The sequence below is a fragment of the Kitasatospora sp. NPDC058046 genome (genome assembly GCF_042885595.1).
Taxonomy (GTDB): Bacteria; Actinomycetota; Actinomycetes; order Streptomycetales; family Streptomycetaceae; genus Kitasatospora.
The window spans coordinates 497,390-511,300 of sequence record NZ_JBHVRS010000005.1; the positions used below are offsets into that span (position 1 = coordinate 497,390).

Annotated in this window: 14 protein-coding genes; 4 read left to right on the plus strand and 10 right to left on the minus strand. The window is 73.7% G+C overall.

What is annotated here, in order from left to right; all coding sequences use genetic code 11:
• Window positions 1–43 precede the first annotated feature (43 nt).
• Together ACFVU7_RS14500 and ACFVU7_RS14505 are read right to left on the minus strand one after the other, a co-directional pair.
• Window positions 44–1,048 (minus strand): glycosyltransferase family 2 protein, encoded by a 1,005-nt coding sequence (locus tag ACFVU7_RS14500; RefSeq protein WP_388045219.1) that lies wholly within the window; start codon window positions 1,046–1,048, stop codon window positions 44–46.
• Between the two features lie 221 nt (window positions 1,049–1,269).
• Window positions 1,270–1,905, minus strand: coding sequence for a transglycosylase SLT domain-containing protein (locus ACFVU7_RS14505; protein WP_388045220.1), 636 nt, complete (start codon window positions 1,903–1,905; stop codon window positions 1,270–1,272).
• A 730-nt stretch (window positions 1,906–2,635) separates the two neighbouring features.
• Between ACFVU7_RS14505 and ACFVU7_RS14510 the strand changes: the two genes are divergently transcribed.
• Window positions 2,636–3,424: a S1 family peptidase gene (locus tag ACFVU7_RS14510; protein WP_380741250.1), complete on the plus strand. Its 789-nt coding sequence runs from the start codon at window positions 2,636–2,638 to the stop codon at window positions 3,422–3,424.
• 156 nt (window positions 3,425–3,580) lie between these two features.
• On the opposite strand, the gene ACFVU7_RS14515 is transcribed toward ACFVU7_RS14510, so the two are convergent.
• The 3 genes from ACFVU7_RS14515 to ACFVU7_RS14525 form a co-directional block, all read right to left on the minus strand.
• Window positions 3,581–4,807 carry a helix-turn-helix domain-containing protein gene (locus ACFVU7_RS14515; protein ID WP_388045221.1) on the minus strand — a complete coding sequence of 409 codons (1,227 nt, stop codon included), beginning with the start codon at window positions 4,805–4,807 and terminating at the stop codon, window positions 3,581–3,583.
• Between the two features lie 209 nt (window positions 4,808–5,016).
• Window positions 5,017–6,462, minus strand: a complete 1,446-nt coding sequence (locus tag ACFVU7_RS14520; RefSeq protein ID WP_049658990.1) for an amino acid permease — start codon at window positions 6,460–6,462, stop codon at window positions 5,017–5,019.
• 264 nt (window positions 6,463–6,726) lie between these two features.
• A complete protein-coding gene (locus ACFVU7_RS14525) occupies window positions 6,727–6,981 on the minus strand; it encodes a hypothetical protein (protein ID WP_388045222.1) in 255 nt (84 codons plus the stop codon).
• A gap of 146 nt (window positions 6,982–7,127) precedes the next feature.
• On the opposite strand from ACFVU7_RS14525, the gene ACFVU7_RS14530 reads away from it, so the two are divergent.
• Both ACFVU7_RS14530 and ACFVU7_RS14535 read left to right on the plus strand, forming a co-directional pair.
• A complete protein-coding gene (locus ACFVU7_RS14530; protein WP_049658986.1) occupies window positions 7,128–8,123 on the plus strand; it encodes a Ku protein in 996 nt (331 codons plus the stop codon).
• A gap of 57 nt (window positions 8,124–8,180) precedes the next feature.
• Window positions 8,181–8,486 carry a hypothetical protein gene (locus tag ACFVU7_RS14535; protein ID WP_049658984.1) on the plus strand — a complete coding sequence of 102 codons (306 nt, stop codon included), beginning with the start codon at window positions 8,181–8,183 and terminating at the stop codon, window positions 8,484–8,486.
• 48 nt (window positions 8,487–8,534) lie between these two features.
• Here the strand turns inward: ACFVU7_RS14535 and ACFVU7_RS14540 are convergent, their stop codons facing one another.
• Both ACFVU7_RS14540 and ACFVU7_RS14545 read right to left on the minus strand, forming a co-directional pair.
• Entirely contained in the window at window positions 8,535–9,923 is a 1,389-nt protein-coding gene (locus ACFVU7_RS14540) for an NADP-dependent succinic semialdehyde dehydrogenase (protein WP_388045224.1), read from the minus strand.
• 120 nt (window positions 9,924–10,043) lie between these two features.
• Entirely contained in the window at window positions 10,044–10,325 is a 282-nt protein-coding gene (locus tag ACFVU7_RS14545; protein ID WP_049659828.1) for a DUF6158 family protein, read from the minus strand.
• Window positions 10,326–10,465: 140 nt separating this feature from the next.
• On the opposite strand from ACFVU7_RS14545, the gene ACFVU7_RS14550 reads away from it, so the two are divergent.
• Window positions 10,466–11,449 carry an adenosine deaminase gene (locus tag ACFVU7_RS14550; RefSeq protein ID WP_388045226.1) on the plus strand — a complete coding sequence of 328 codons (984 nt, stop codon included), beginning with the start codon at window positions 10,466–10,468 and terminating at the stop codon, window positions 11,447–11,449.
• Between the two features lie 45 nt (window positions 11,450–11,494).
• Here ACFVU7_RS14550 and ACFVU7_RS14555 read toward each other — a convergent pair whose 3' ends face one another.
• The 3 genes from ACFVU7_RS14555 to ACFVU7_RS14565 form a co-directional block, all read right to left on the minus strand.
• On the minus strand, window positions 11,495–12,115 hold the full coding sequence (locus tag ACFVU7_RS14555) for a vitamin K epoxide reductase family protein (RefSeq protein ID WP_074005192.1): 621 nt from the start codon (window positions 12,113–12,115) through the stop codon (window positions 11,495–11,497).
• Window positions 12,112–12,903, minus strand: a complete 792-nt coding sequence (locus tag ACFVU7_RS14560; RefSeq protein ID WP_388045228.1) for a DsbA family protein — start codon at window positions 12,901–12,903, stop codon at window positions 12,112–12,114. Before ACFVU7_RS14560 ends, ACFVU7_RS14555 begins: the two co-directional genes overlap by 4 nt.
• Window positions 12,904–13,005: 102 nt before the next feature.
• Window positions 13,006–13,665, minus strand: coding sequence for a hypothetical protein (locus ACFVU7_RS14565; RefSeq protein ID WP_380745217.1), 660 nt, complete (start codon window positions 13,663–13,665; stop codon window positions 13,006–13,008).
• Window positions 13,666–13,911 lie beyond the last annotated feature (246 nt).

Genomic DNA, 13,911 nt, shown 5'->3' on the forward strand with positions numbered 1-13,911 from the left:
TACCGGGCGCGGTGCCCGGCTCACCCGGGTGGGGGTGCCCCGGCTACTTCCGCCCGGTGAGCGTGCCGCGCGCGATGTGGGAGAGCTTGGCCACCTCGAAGGCCGGGTACGCGCCGCCCGCCAGCAGCGAGAACTTGATCCCCTCGCGGCCGCCCGGCCGGCGGTGGCCGGGCGGCTGGAAGCGGCGGTGGTGCTCGGCGGCGCGGTGGAAGAACTGCGGCCGCTCGGCGCGGGTGACGCAGCCGGCCAGGTCGAAGACGAACAGGTAGTGCCGGATCATCCGGACGAACAGTGCCTCGCGCACCGCGTACAGGTGCGGCTGGTCCTCCAGCAGGGCGAAGCTGCGCTCGTACTGCTCGAACAGGTCGAAGACGCCGCTGCCCGGGCCGCCCGCCGGATGGACGGTCTCCCGGCGGCGGAGCTGGACGCACTCGCGGGCCAGCACGGCGGCCGTCCGGGCGCCGAGCAGCGCCGCGTGCGCCACCGGGACCTCCTCGTAGCGGCCGGGCGGGAAGGCCAGGCCCAGCTCGGCCCAGTGGCCGCGGCGGACCAGCCGGTCCCAGGCCAGCGGCGGCGCGCCGAACAGCGCGGGCCGGTCGAAGGGCGCGAACGGCTCGGGGCCGGCCTCGGCGAGCAGCGCCTCGGCGCCGCCCGGCCAGTCCCGGTCCTGGTGCCGGCGGGAGTGGCCGAACAGCAGCACGTCCACCGGGCCGGTCTGCCGGAGCTGGTCGGCGAGCGTGCGCAGCGCGTCCCGGGGCAGCAGGTGGTCGGCGTCCAGGAACAGCAGGTACTCGCCGGTGGCCCGCGCCGCGCCCGCGTTCCGGCTCGCCCCGACCCCGACCGCGGCGTTCAGGTGCAGCACCGACACCTGGGGGTGCCGGGCGGCGTACGCGTCGGCGAGCCCGCCCGCGGTCTCGGGGGAGCGGTCGGCGACCACGATCACCTCGACGTCGGCCAGGGACTGGGCGAGCAGCGAGTCCAGGCAGTCGGCGAGCTGTTCGTGCCGGTCGTAGGCGGGGAGCACGACGCTGATCAGGGGTGAGGGCATGACGCCGGAGCGTAAGAGGGCTCGCGAACCGTGGCAAAGCCCTGACGGTCCGTAATTCCGATCAATCAGTGGCAAACCGTACGGGTGTGCGCCAGATCTTCACGCCGCCTTCCGGACGTGTCCACGCCCGGCCCGGGTCCCGGCCCGGCTTCCGACCTGGGGTGATACGCGCCGGGGCCCGCGACGCGCGGTGCGTCGCGGGCCCCGGGTGGCCGATCGGCCTAGTACCAGTGGTGGGACTGCCAGAACGACCAGGCGGCGCAGGGGCTGCCGTAGCGGGTGTTCATGTAGTTCAGGCCCCACTTGATCTGGGTGGCCGGGTTGGTGCGCCAGTCGGCGCCCGCGGAGGCCATCTTGGAGCCGGGCAGGGCCTGGACCAGGCCGTAGGCGCCGGAGGAGGCGTTCACCGCGAGGGGGTTCCAGCTGCTCTCGCGGAACACGATGTTGCTGAAGCACTGGAGCTGGCCGGCCGGGACGATCTGCGCGGCGATCTGCTGCGGGGTGCCGGAGTAGGCGGCCGGGGCGCTGTTCAGGTCCTGGCGCTCCTGGGAGCGGGAGGCGGCGGCCTCGGCGTCGGCCTTGGCCTTGGCGTCCGCCTGGGCCTGCGCCTCGGCCTGGGCGGCGGCGTCCGCCTCGGCCTTGGCCTGGGCCTCCTGGGCGGCCTGCTCGGCGGCAGCGGTGTCGGCCTGGCCCTGCTCGGCGACCAGCGTGCCGTCCACCGACACGGCGGCCACGGGGGCGGCCTCGGTGCCGTTCCCGGCCTGCGGGATGGCGAGGGCCGCGGTGGCGGCGCTCGCGACCACGAGGGTGGCGACGCCGGTGATCAGGGAGTTGCGGCGGGCATGGCTGAGCTGCATGGGGCGGACGATCCTTCTCCGTCGGGGGCCGTGCCGGTGGCACCGGGGGCGGGGCATCGCGTGGGCTCCGGGTGAGCGGGGCCCGTGCGGCCGCCCTGGACGGCCGTGGCGCCCCGGCGGAAACGGCGGGGCGGGCGGGCTGCGCGGCGGCGGGGGGTGGTCGGCTGCGCTGTCTGGCGACGGGCCATTCTTGGCAGGGCCGGGGACGGGTGGCAAAGGCGTTCGCTACTACGCAGGGTCGTGGCCGAGGGGTGGCCGGAGCGGGGCCCGGCGGCTTATTTGGGCATATTTGTCCGGATCCTCCATCCGGAGGTGGCAGCCCGGGGGTGGTGAAGGATCGCACCGCCGGCAGGTGCGGTGGCCTGTGTTCTTCAGGCGGATCGCGGTCGCGGGCGGCCCGGTCGGGGCGGCTCGACGGCGCCGGGGGCGGTGCTACGGGGAGCGCGTCCACTATCGGGGATCGTGGATGGCGATCCCGCTGTGGGCGGGCTCACACGCCGGCGGGCGCGGCGTCGACGCGGAGTGAGCGGCCGGTGACGGCTCCGGGGGTCGCGCACGGGATTCCCCCGGAGCGGGCCGCGTGGTTCGGTTCGTGATCGTCCCGGGCCTTCCGCACCCGGAACCCCTCATTGCCGTGTTCCTGCCAGATCCGACCGGCAAGGGCGGACCCCTCCTATCGCGCCGCCCGTCGGGCCACTCTCGGTCTTCCCCCACCTGCAAGGAGGATCTGATGAAGCGTCAACTCGGCAGGTTCGTCTGCCTGCTGGCCGGCCTGGTGCTCGGCGCCGGAGCGCTCGTGCTGCCCGCCGCCGCCTCACCCGAGCCGTCGCCGAGCGTGGTCGGCGGCACGCGGGCGGCGCAGGGCGAGTTCCCGTTCGTGGTGCGGCTCTCGATGGGCTGCGGCGGCGCGCTCTACACCTCGCAGATCGTGCTCACCGCCGCCCACTGCGTCGACGGCACCGGCGCCGACAGCAGCATCACCGCCACCGCGGGGGCGGTCGACCTGAACAGCGGCAGCGCGGTCAAGGTCCGCTCCTCGTACGTGTACCAGTCGCCCGCCTTCACCGGCGCCGAGAACGGCGACGACTGGGCGCTGATCAAGCTGGCCTCGCCGGTGACCGGCGGCCAGGTCAGCACCCTGCCGATCGCCACCTCCACCGCCTACGACAGCGGCACCTTCACCATCATGGGGTGGGGCGCCGCGCGCGAGGGCGGCGGCCAGCAGCGGTACCTGCTCAAGGCGACCGTGCCGTTCGTCGACGACGCCACCTGCGCCCGCGCCTACCCGGGGCTGAACGCGGCCGGCTCGCTCTGCGCGGGCTACGTCTCCCAGGGCGGCGTCGACACCTGCCAGGGTGACTCCGGCGGCCCGATGGTCCGGCAGGACGCGGCGGGCCGCTGGGTCCAGGTCGGCATCGTCAGCTGGGGCAACGGCTGCGCCCGCGCGGGCTACCCGGGCGTCTACACCCAGGTGAGCACCTACGCGGCCGACATCGCCGCGGCGGCGGCCGGCCTCTGATCCGACCCGGCGGGTCCCCGGGCTGACCCGGAAGGTCACTGATCCGACCCGGCAGGGCCGGTCGAAGCGGTACGGCAGGGCCGGTCACCACACCCGCAGGTGGTGGCCGGTCCTGCCGTTCCGTGACGGACCGGGGACGGCCGTGCCCGGCGGGCCTCACCCGCGCAACCACTCCTCGGCCCGCCGTCGCTCCCGGGCGATGCGACCGGCGGCGTGCGGGGGCAGCCGGGTGAGCAGGGCGACGGCGGCGTCGGCGTGGCCGGCGAGGGCGTGGGCGCCGGCGAGGCGGGCGGTGACCAGGGCGTGGTCGCGCGGGCGGGCGGCCGGGTCGAGGAGCCGCAGGGCGGCCTCCAGCCAGGCCGCCGCGGTGCGGGCGTGGCCGGCGCGGCCGGTGCGGACGGCGAGGTCCCGGTGGCAGGTGCCGTGCGCGACGGCCAGGACCAGGTCGGCGCGGTCCGCCCAGGGCGTCGGTTCGCCGGTGCGCAGCGCGGTGTCGGTCAGCCGCCGGGCCTCCGCCAGGGTCCGGCGCACCAGCGGGGCCCGGCCGGCCAGCGCGTGGGCGTGGGCCTGGGCGACGGCGGTCCAGGCCCGCAGCCCCGGCAGGGGAGGCGCGGTGGTCCGGGCGGCCTCGGCCAGGGCGAGCGCGGTGGCCGGGTCGCCGTGCCACCAGTACAGGGTGCTCTGCCGGGCGAGCAGCGCGGCCGCGGTGATCCGGTCGCCGGTCGCTCGTGCCCACTCCAGTCCGGTGGCGTACCAGCTGAGCGCGCGGGCGTGGCGGTCGCCCTCGAAGTGGGCCCAGCCGGCGAGTTCGGCGTACTGGGCGGCGAGCGAGCGGTCGGCGGCGGGGTGCTCGCGCGGGTCGGGGTACTGGTGCGGGTCGGGGTGCGGCCGGCCGAGCAGGGTGTGGGCGTGGTGCTCCAGGACGGTGGCCAGTTCCTCGCCGCCGATCCGGCCCGCGGCGGCGCGGTAGACGGCGAGCAGCTGGGCGAGCACCTCGACGGTGGCGGCGTCCGGCGGGCCGGTGGCGGTGGTGTCGAGCGGTGGCCGGGTGGCGGCGGCGCGTTCGCCGAGGTGTTCGCGCTCCTGCTGGACGGCCTGCCAGAGGTCCGCCAACTCGCCGTCGGCATGCAGGAGTTCGTCGGCCCGGGCGGGCATTCCGGGTGGTGGCCAGCGGTGGGCGTTCTCCACCCGGCTGATCAGCGAGTCGTGGTAGCCGAGCAGCCGGCCGAACTCGGCCTGGCTGAGGCCGCGGGCCTCGCGCCAGTGGCGCAGTCGGCGGCCGAAGCGCAGGCGCGCGGACCCGGGCCCCGTACGGGGCGGCGGCGGCTGAGGTGGCTGGGGTGGTGGCGGCGGGGGTGGCGTGGGGGCGGGTAGGGACGGCACGGGGTCTCCCGGAGGGGGGCGGGGGGAGCGCTCGTGGGGGAGCGCCCGGCCCTGGTATCCCCGTTGACGTGCCTTGGTCAAACTGGACGGGCGGTGCCGTGCCGGGCGGCGTGGCATCCGGCGGCGCGGTGCGCCGCGCAGAACGGCGCCGGGCCCGGGATCCTCCGCATCGGCTCCCGGGCCCGGCGTTCCCGCGCGGGGCGGACGGGTCAGGAGCCCGCCGCCGCCACCGCGGCCCGCCGCCGTCGGCCCACCACGGCCGAGGCCGCCAGCACGATGGCTGCGGCGACCAGCGACAGGTACATCTGCTTGCGTCCGTCGGCGTCGGTGAACATGTACGCCATGACGAACCCGATCATGCCCATGGCCGTCCAGGTCAGGTACGGGTACAGCCACATCCGGACGGTGTGCCGCTCGGGCATCTCGCGCTCGATGATCCTGCGCATCCGCAGCTGGGTCGCGCAGATCACCAGCCAGACGAAGAGCGCGACGGCGCCGGAGGAGTTGAGCAGGAAGGCGAACACGGTGTCCGGCGAGGTGTAGTTGAAGAACACCGCGACGAAGCCGAAGACCACCGAGGAGAGGATCGCCACCCGCGGCACGCCGCGCGAGGTCACCGTGGCGAAGGCCTTGGGCGCGTCCCCGCGCTGGCCCAGCGAGAACGCCATCCGGGAGGCCGTGTACATCCCGGAGTTGAGGCAGGACAGCACCGCCGTCAGCACGATCACGTCCATCACCTGGCCGGCGCCTGGGATGCCGATGTGGTCCAGTACCGCCACGTACGGGCTCGCCTTGACGTCGGCGGAGTCCCAGGGCAGCAGGGTGACCACCAGCAGGATCGAGCCCAGGTAGAAGATCCCGATCCGCCAGATCACGCTGTTGGTGGCCTTGGAGACCGCCTTCTCCGGGTTCTCCGACTCGCCGGCGGCCAGGGTCACGATCTCGCTGCCCATGAAGGCGAAGACCACCGTGAGCATGCCGGTGAACACCGCCCCCACCCCGTGCGGCAGGAACCCGCCGTGGCCGGTGAGGTTGCTGGCGCCGACCGCGTGGGTGCCCGGCAGCAGGCCGAAGGCGGCGAGGGTGCCGATCACCAGGAACGCGGCGATCGCGACCACCTTGATCCCGGCGAACCAGAACTCGAACTCGCCGTAGGAGGCCACCGAGAAGAGGTTGGTGGCGGTCAGCACCGCCATGACTATCAGGGCCCAGCCCCACTGGGGGACGCCCGGCACCCAGTTGTTGAGGATCTTCGCGCCGGCCGTCGCCTCGACCGCGAGCACCACCACCCAGAAGAACCAGTACAGCCAGCCGATGCTGAACCCGGCCCAGCGGCCGAGCGCCCGGTCCGCGTACGCCGAGAACGAGCCGCTCTGCGGGTCGGCCGCGGCCATCTCGCCGAGCATCCGCATCACCAGGACGACCAGCACGCCGGCCATGGCGTAGGAGAGCAGGATGCCCGGGCCGGTGGTCGCGATGCCCGCGCCGGAGCCGACGAACAGGCCGGCGCCGATCACGCCGCCGATGGCGATCATCGACAGGTGGCGGTTCTTGAGTCCGGCCTTCAGGTGGCCGTCGCCGCCGTGGCCGATCGGCCCGGTCTGGTGGGGGAGCTTGGTGGCCGTGGCCGGGGGCTTGGTGGTGTCCGCACTCATCTGGGTGCCCTGTGCCTTTCCCGCGCGGCGTGTCCCTCGGCTCGTCGCGCCGAGGGTGGGGGACTGACCCGCGCATTGCGTCGCAACCTAACTTCTACGCCCGAGTATCGGAACAATCCTTTGGTAACTGTTCGCTCAACGGACGGAAAAGGCCTGGTCGGGGTGGGTGGAAAGGTGGCATGGAAACCTCAAATCTGACGCATCGTCAGGATTCGGAAAGGTCGCCAAGCTCTGTTGGGGCTCAAATCGCCCGCGGGTGGCCGGTCAGATCGGCCGCACGTCGAGGACGGTGATCGACGCCTCGTCCGCCGGCCGCCCGGTGAGCCGGGCGGCGAGGATCCGGGGGATGTCGTCCTCCTGCGAGTATCCGGGCAGCACCGTGACTTCCGCGCGCCGTGCGCCGGGCTCGCCCCGCACCGCGTACGTCACCAGGTAGCCGTACCGCTCCGGCGGCGGCGCCTGGTCGCGTTCCCGCTGGTCCCGCCAGCCCCGCTGGTGTCCTCGGCTCCGGATGCCCATCCGCGTCGACCTCCTCGGCCCATTGTCGACGCGCTGTGGACGATCGGGGCAAACCAGAGCACAGTGGGACTCTCGGGACATGCCGTAGGAGCATCCCGAGCGTTCTCGGTGCCGGCCGGCTCCCGGCGCCGGTCAGGAGCGACCCCATGCAGACCACCTGGAAGGGGACGATCAGCTTCGGGCTGGTCAGCATCCCCGTCCACCTGTACTCCGCGACCCAGGAGCACGACGTCCCGCTGCACCAGGTGCACGCCAAGGACGGCGGCCGGGTGCGGATGAAGCGGTACTGCGAGCGGGAGGAGAAGGAGGTCCCGTACGCGGAGATCGCCAAGGGGTACGAGTCCCCCGACGGGCGGACCGTCACGCTCTCCGACGAGGACCTCGCCGACCTGCCGTTGCCCAGCAAGAAGATCATCGACGTGCTGGCCTTCGTGGACGAGGGCGAGATCGACCCGCTGATGTTCTCCAAGGCCTACTACGTGGGCGTCGCCGACAAGGCCGCCGCCAAGCCGTACGCGCTGCTGCGCGACGCGCTCACCGACTCCGGGCAGATCGCCGTCACCAAGATCGCGCTGCGCACCCGGGAGTCGCCCGCGGTGCTGCGGGTGCACGACAACACCCTGGTGCTGCAGACCTGCATCTGGCCCGACGAGGTCCGCCCGGCCGCCGGCATCGCGCCCGAGGGCGACGTCGCCGTCCGGCCGCAGGAGCTCAAGATGGCGCGGTCGCTGATGGACACCCTCTCCGAGGACTTCGACCTGTCCCAGCTGCACGACGACTACCAGCAGGCGCTGCAGCAGGTGATCACCGCGCGGCTGGAGGGCGTCGAGGTCCCGCACGAGGAGGAGCCGGGCGAGGCGCCGGACAACGTGATCGACCTGATGGAGGCGCTGCGCAGCAGCCTCAAGCAGGCCAAGGGCGGGCGGGGCGGCGGGGCCGGGGAGGCCGCCCCGGAGGAGGCGGAGCCCGCGCCGCGCAAGCGCGCCCCGGTGAAGCGGAGCGCCTCGAAGGCAGCAGCCTCCGGGAAGGCCCCCTCCGAGACGGCCGCCTCCGAGAAGTCCGCCGGGAAGACCTCCGCGAGGAGCCCGGCGGCGAAGAAGACCACCACCCGGAAGCCCTCGGCTCCCCGCAAGGCCTCCTGACCCCACCGGGGCCAGGCACCCCTCCCGTCCAGCCGTCCAGCACTGGAGGCGATCCCGATGGACCTGCTGACCTACAAGGAACTCGACGCCGAACTCGACGCCCGGGCCGAGGCCGACCCCGCAACCCGCAGGGCCCGGGGCTTCGGGCACCGCGTCTGGCACTGGCTGCTCAGCCTCAGCCCCACCGTGGTGACGTTCATGATCGCGCTCTCGATCGGCCTCTGCATGGTCGCGGTCCAGGTGAGCCTGCTGCCCGTGCTGGTGCCGATGGCGGTCTTCTGGGGCCTGACGCTCATCGCGATGGGCGGCGTGGTCGCCCGCTGGATGACCCCGGGGCCGGGTCGGCACCGGATGGCGTCCTGACCCGGCCGGGAGGGGCGCGGGGCCGGACGGGCGCGGGCCCGGGAGGGCTCAGCCGATCCACACCGTGGTGATGTTGCAGAACTCCCGGATCCCGTGCCCGGACAGCTCCCGCCCGAACCCGGAGCGCTTGACGCCGCCGAACGGCAGCGCCGGGTGGGAGGCCGTCATCCCGTTGAAGAACACCCCGCCGGCCTGGATGTCCCGGACGAAGCGCTCCCGCTCGGCCTCGTCGGTGGTCCAGACGTTGGCGCTCAGCCCGAACGGGGTGTCGTTGGCGACCGCCACCGCCTCGTCCAGGTCGGCCACCCGGTAGACGGTGGCGACCGGGCCGAAGGTCTCCTCCAGGTGGATCCGCATCGCCGGGGTGATGCCCGTCAGAACCGTCGGCTCGTAGAACCAGCCGGTGTCCCAGCCCTCCGGGCGCCCGCCGCCGCACTCCACCCGGGCGCCGTGCACCCGGGCGTCCTCGACCAGCTCCTCCAGGTCGTCCCGGCCCTGGCGGCTGGCCAGCGGGCCGACATCGGTGGACTCGTCCATCGGGTCGCCGACCTTCAGCGCGCCCATCGCCGCGGTGAAGGCGGCGGTGAAGCGGTCGTACACGTCGGTGTGCACGATGAAGCGCTTGGCGGCGATGCAGGACTGGCCGTTGTTCTGCACCCGGGCCCGGACGGCGGTGCGCACCGCCGCGTCCAGGTCGGCGCTCGGCAGCACGACGAACGGGTCGCTGCCGCCCAGCTCCAGGACGGCCTTCTTCACCTCGTCCGCCGCGGTGGCCGCGACCGCCCGCCCGGCCGGCTCGCTGCCGGTGAGGGTGACGGCGACGACCCGGCGGTCCCGGATCACGCCCTCCACCGCGCCCGAGCCGATCAACAGGGTCTGGAAGCAGCCCTCCGGGAACCCGGCCCGCTGGAACAGCTCCTCGATCGCCAGCGCGGTGCGCGGCACGTTCGACGCGTGCTTGAGCAGGCCGACGTTGCCCGCCATCAGGGCCGGCGCGGCGAACCGGAGGACCTGCCAGAGTGGAAAGTTCCAGGGCATGACGGCAAGAACCGGACCGAGCGGACGGTAGCGGACATAGGCCCGGGAGGCACCGGAGTCGGCGACGTCGGCCGGGGCCGGGTGCTCGTCGGCGAGCAACTCCTCGGCGTGGTCCGCGTACCAGCGCATCGCCTTCGAGCACTTGGCGACCTCGGCGCGGGAGGCGGCCAGCGGCTTGCCCATCTCCTCGGTCATGGTGCGGGCGACCGCCTCCAGCTCCCGGTCCAGCAGGTCGGCGGCGCGGCGCATCAGTTCGGCGCGGGCGGCGAACGGGGTGCCGCGGTAGCTGTGGAAGGCGGCCTCGGCGCGGGCCAGCCGCCGCTCGATGCCGGCCGCGTCGAGCGGCTCGAAGGTCTGGACGGTCTCGCCGGTCGCGGGGTTGACGCTGGCGATGGGCATGCGGGGCTCCCAGGTGGGGTCACGGTCCGGTGCGTCTGCCCTCACACCCTCCCCGACCGCCCGCCTCCGGGCACGCCACCGCGCGCCCGGCGTGTCCCGGCGGGCGCGCGGCCCGCCCCGTCACTCCGGCAGCGACTCCACCCGGGCCGCCGCCTCCCGGGCGCGGGCCCCGGCCCTGGTCCGCGCGGCGGTGACCTGCCGGCTCGGGAAGCGGTGCAGGTACTCGGCCTCCAGCTCCCCGGTGCGCAGCGTGTGCCGCTTCAGCGCCTCCTCCGAGCCGTACAGGAACGTCTCGTGCCGCGTGCGGTGCAGCTGCTCCAGCTCGTGCAGGAGCGTGTCGTTGCCCAGGGCGTGCGCGGAGATGCCCGCGGGCCGGATGTGCGGGTCTTCGGCGTGCCGCATCTCGGTGCCTCCTCGGCGGAAGTCCCCTCCTCCAGGGTGCCCGCCGTCCGCCGCCGCTGCACCCGGTCCGTCGGCGCGGATCATAGGATGAATCCTTCCGTACACGTTCAGGACCACCCCGCTAGCGCTCGGACACCCACATGCCGCTTCCCAAGGCCGAACTCCACCTGCACATCGAAGGCACCCTGGAGCCCGAACTCGCCTTCGAGCTCGCCGCCCGCAACGGTGTCGAGCTGCCGTACGCCGACACCGAGGCGCTGCGCGAGGCGTACTCCTTCAGCGACCTCCAGTCCTTCCTGGACCTCTACTACGCGCTGATGGCCGTGCTGCGCACCGAGGACGACTTCGCCGACCTCGCCGACGCCTACCTGGCCCGGGCCGCCGAGCAGGGCGTCCGCCACGCGGAGATCTTCTTCGACCCGCAGGCGCACACCGCGCGCGGGGTGCCGCTGGGCGTGGTGGTCGACGGGCTGACCCGGGCGCTGGAGCGCGCCGAGGAGCGGTACGGCATCAGCACGCAGCTGATCATGTGCTTCCTGCGGGACGAGTCCGCCGAGTCCGCGCTGGAGACCTTCGAGGCCGCCCGCCCGTACTTCGGCCGGATCGCCGGCATCGGCCTGGACTCCGCCGAGGTCGGCCACCCGCCGGTCAAGTTCCGCGAGGTGTACCGCCGGGCCGCCGAGGCCGGGCTGCGCCGGGTCGCCCACGCGGGCGAGGAGGGCCCGGCCGCGTACATCACCGAGGCGCTGGACGTCCTCGGCGTGGAGCGGATCGACCACGGGCTGCGCTGCCTGGAGGACGGCGAGCTGGTCGCCCGCCTGGTGCGCGAGCAGGTCCCGCTGACCCTCTGCCCGCTCTCCAACGTCCGGCTGCGCTGCATCGACACCCTCGCCGACCACCCGCTGCGCGAGATGCTGGACGCCGGCCTGCTGGTCACCGTCAACTCCGACGACCCGGCGTACTTCGGCGGCTACGTGGAGGACAACTTCCGCGCCGTGCGCGAGGCTCTCGCCCTCGACCAGGAGACCCTGCGCCGGCTGGCCGCCAACTCCTTCCGCGCCTCCTTCATCAGCGAGGAGCGCCGCGCCGAACTCCTCGCCGAGGTCGCGGCGTACGTCTTCTGACCTGCCGGACCGCCGCCCCCGCGCGGGCGGGGGCGGCGGACGGGGTCAGAGCAGGGTGCTCCAGTAGTACCAGAACCGGTTGAGGACCAGCAGCGCAATCACCGCGTACCACAGCGCCGGGACGACCCAGTGGTAGCGGGCCGCCTCCCGGACGGCCACCCGCAGCCGCGGGCCCACCGGGATCACGCCCGAGCGCAGGTTGTGCAGCGTGGTGTACCAGAACAGCGGGATCACCGCGGCCCACACCACCATGCAGTACGGGCAGAGCGCGCCGATCCGGTACAGCGCCTGGTACATCAGCCAGGTCACGAAGCCGATGCCGAACACCGTCCCGGCCTGCAGGCCGAGCCAGAACCAGCGCCGGAACGCCGCCCCGGACAGCAGCCCGGCACCGACCGCGATCACCACCCCGAAGGCGACCAGCCCGATCAGCGAGTTGGGGAAGCCGAAGGCCTCCGCCTGGTCGCTGCGCATGATCGAACCGCAGCTGATGATCGGGTTGATGTTGCAGCTGGGGACGTAGGACGGGTCCTCCAGCAGCCGGATCTTGTCCAGGGTGAGGACCGTCGAGGCGAACAGGCCGACGGCGCCGCCGATCAGCAGCAGCCAGGCGAACGGGCGGCTCGCGCCGTACCCGGGCCGCCCGGCGGGGGCGCCGGCCGTCACCCGGTCACCTGCTTGACCATCGCGGTGAACTGCTCGGGGGAGACGGCCTTGCCGTTGTTCAGGACGTCCAGCTTCTTGCCGTCCAGCTTGACGGTCGGGGTGCCGGTGACGTCGCTCTTGTTGAACTCCTCGTTGACCTTGGCCGCCCACGGCGCGTAGGTGCCGTCCTGGACGGCCTTGACGAAGGCGTCGGTCTTCAGCCCGGGTACCTGGCCGGCCAGGTCCAGGATGTGGTTGACGTCGCCGAAGGCGTCGCTGCGCTCGTCCGGCTGGTTGGCGTACAGCACGTCGTGGAACGCCTTGAACTTGTCCACGCCCTCGTTCAGCGCGGCGCCGGCCGCGGCCAGCGCGGTGCGCGAACCCTTGCCGCCCAGGTTGTTGTCCAGGAACGTCGCCAGGTGGTACTCGACCTTGTACGTGCCGTCGTCGGCGAGCTGCTGGATCGCCTTGCCGGTGGTGGTCTCCAGCTGCTCGCAGAACGGGCAGCGGAAGTCCTCGTAGACGTCCAGGGTGTGCGGGGCGTCGGCCTTGCCGTAGGTGATCACGGTGCCGTTGGTGCCGCTCGCGTTGGCCGGCACGACCAGCGGGCCGTTCGCGGCGTTCGAACCGGAGCCGGAGGAGCCGCCGACGGCGAAGGCCACGCCCGCCACCAGGGCGAGCACGGCGGCGGAAGCGCCGCCGACCACCACCCGGCGGCGGATCCGGTCGGAGCGCTCGGCCTGGGCGCGGGCGACGCGCATGCGGTCGGTGGCGGAGGCCTTCTTGTCGGTCTTGCGGGTGTTGCTCATGGGGTGTCGTCCTGTGCTCTCGGGCGTACGGGGCGGCGCGGCCGGTCGGGGCCAGCGCGGGAGGAGAGAACAGCCGACTGAGCGGGCGGGGAAGCCCGTGGCTCAGACGGCCAGGGCGAACACCGGCGGACCGCGCCGGACGGCCGGACGGACGACGACGTCCTCGGCGGGGACCAGCACGCGGCTGGCCCGGGGGAACGGCACCCGGGACGGCGGACGGGCCGGCAGCGGCGCGACCAGCAGCCGCAGCCAGCGGGCGGCGGCCGGCAGGTGGCGGTGCAGGAACTCGCCCAGCATCCGGACGGCCCCGGCCAGGCAGCACAGCGCGGCGTCCGCGCGGCTCAGCCAGAAGGCGCCGGCCAGCGCGATCACCGTGTGCAGCAGGAGGAGCAGCAGCAGGCCGGTCTGGGCGGAGACGCCGTGGCCGAGCAGGAAGCCGCCGAGCGAGCCGCCGCCGCAGAGCAGCGGCTGGAGGCCGTGTCCGGTGCCTGGCGGCAGCGAGGGACAGGTGCTCTGGGCGAGGTCGAAGAGGGCGCCGGCGGCCAGCTCCAGCGGCAGGAACACCGCCGCGACCGCCGGGAAGCCGCGTTCGCGGCCGGCCAGGGCGAAGGCCGCGGCGAAGACGGCGGCCGAGGCGAGCAGCATCGGGCCGACGGGGAGGGTGCGGCCGGTGACCAGGACCTGGCCGAGCCCGGCGAGCAGCACGACCAGCGCGGCGAAGACCGCTGCGCGGAGCGTTCTGGTGACCGGGCTGGTGTTCATGGCATCCGAGTGTGCCACAGGTTGAATGTGGAACGGTCTGGTGGGAGGGGGGCTGTGAAGAGGGTCACCACCTGGGCTGAGCTGGGCTTATGCGGGGCTTACGGGGGTTGGGGTGGGGGTGTGGGCTCTCGGGAGGGTGGGTGGCGGGGGTGGCTCCGGGGGTGGCCGCTCCGGGGGCTGGATGATTTTCAGACTGCCAACCCTGGAGGTGGGGCGTTCAGACCGTTGGCAGTCTGAAAACTGTCT

Bases quoted from the DNA above. Each gene is read 5' to 3' on its own strand.
- ACFVU7_RS14530 (WP_049658986.1), top strand. From the start codon at position 7,128: ATGCAGACCACCTGGAAGGGGACGATCAGCTTCGGGCTGGTCAGCATC.
- ACFVU7_RS14550 (WP_388045226.1), top strand. From the start codon at position 10,466: ATGCCGCTTCCCAAGGCCGAACTCCACCTGCACATCGAAGGCACCCTG.
- ACFVU7_RS14560 (WP_388045228.1), bottom strand. From the start codon at position 12,903: ATGAGCAACACCCGCAAGACCGACAAGAAGGCCTCCGCCACCGACCGC.
- ACFVU7_RS14520 (WP_049658990.1), bottom strand. From the start codon at position 6,462: ATGAGTGCGGACACCACCAAGCCCCCGGCCACGGCCACCAAGCTCCCC.
- ACFVU7_RS14525 (WP_388045222.1), bottom strand. From the start codon at position 6,981: ATGGGCATCCGGAGCCGAGGACACCAGCGGGGCTGGCGGGACCAGCGG.
- ACFVU7_RS14500 (WP_388045219.1), bottom strand. From the start codon at position 1,048: ATGCCCTCACCCCTGATCAGCGTCGTGCTCCCCGCCTACGACCGGCAC.
- ACFVU7_RS14545 (WP_049659828.1), bottom strand. From the start codon at position 10,325: ATGCGGCACGCCGAAGACCCGCACATCCGGCCCGCGGGCATCTCCGCG.
- ACFVU7_RS14535 (WP_049658984.1), top strand. From the start codon at position 8,181: ATGGACCTGCTGACCTACAAGGAACTCGACGCCGAACTCGACGCCCGG.
- ACFVU7_RS14565 (WP_380745217.1), bottom strand. From the start codon at position 13,665: ATGAACACCAGCCCGGTCACCAGAACGCTCCGCGCAGCGGTCTTCGCC.
- ACFVU7_RS14505 (WP_388045220.1), bottom strand. From the start codon at position 1,905: ATGCAGCTCAGCCATGCCCGCCGCAACTCCCTGATCACCGGCGTCGCC.
- ACFVU7_RS14540 (WP_388045224.1), bottom strand. From the start codon at position 9,923: ATGCCCATCGCCAGCGTCAACCCCGCGACCGGCGAGACCGTCCAGACC.
- ACFVU7_RS14510 (WP_380741250.1), top strand. From the start codon at position 2,636: ATGAAGCGTCAACTCGGCAGGTTCGTCTGCCTGCTGGCCGGCCTGGTG.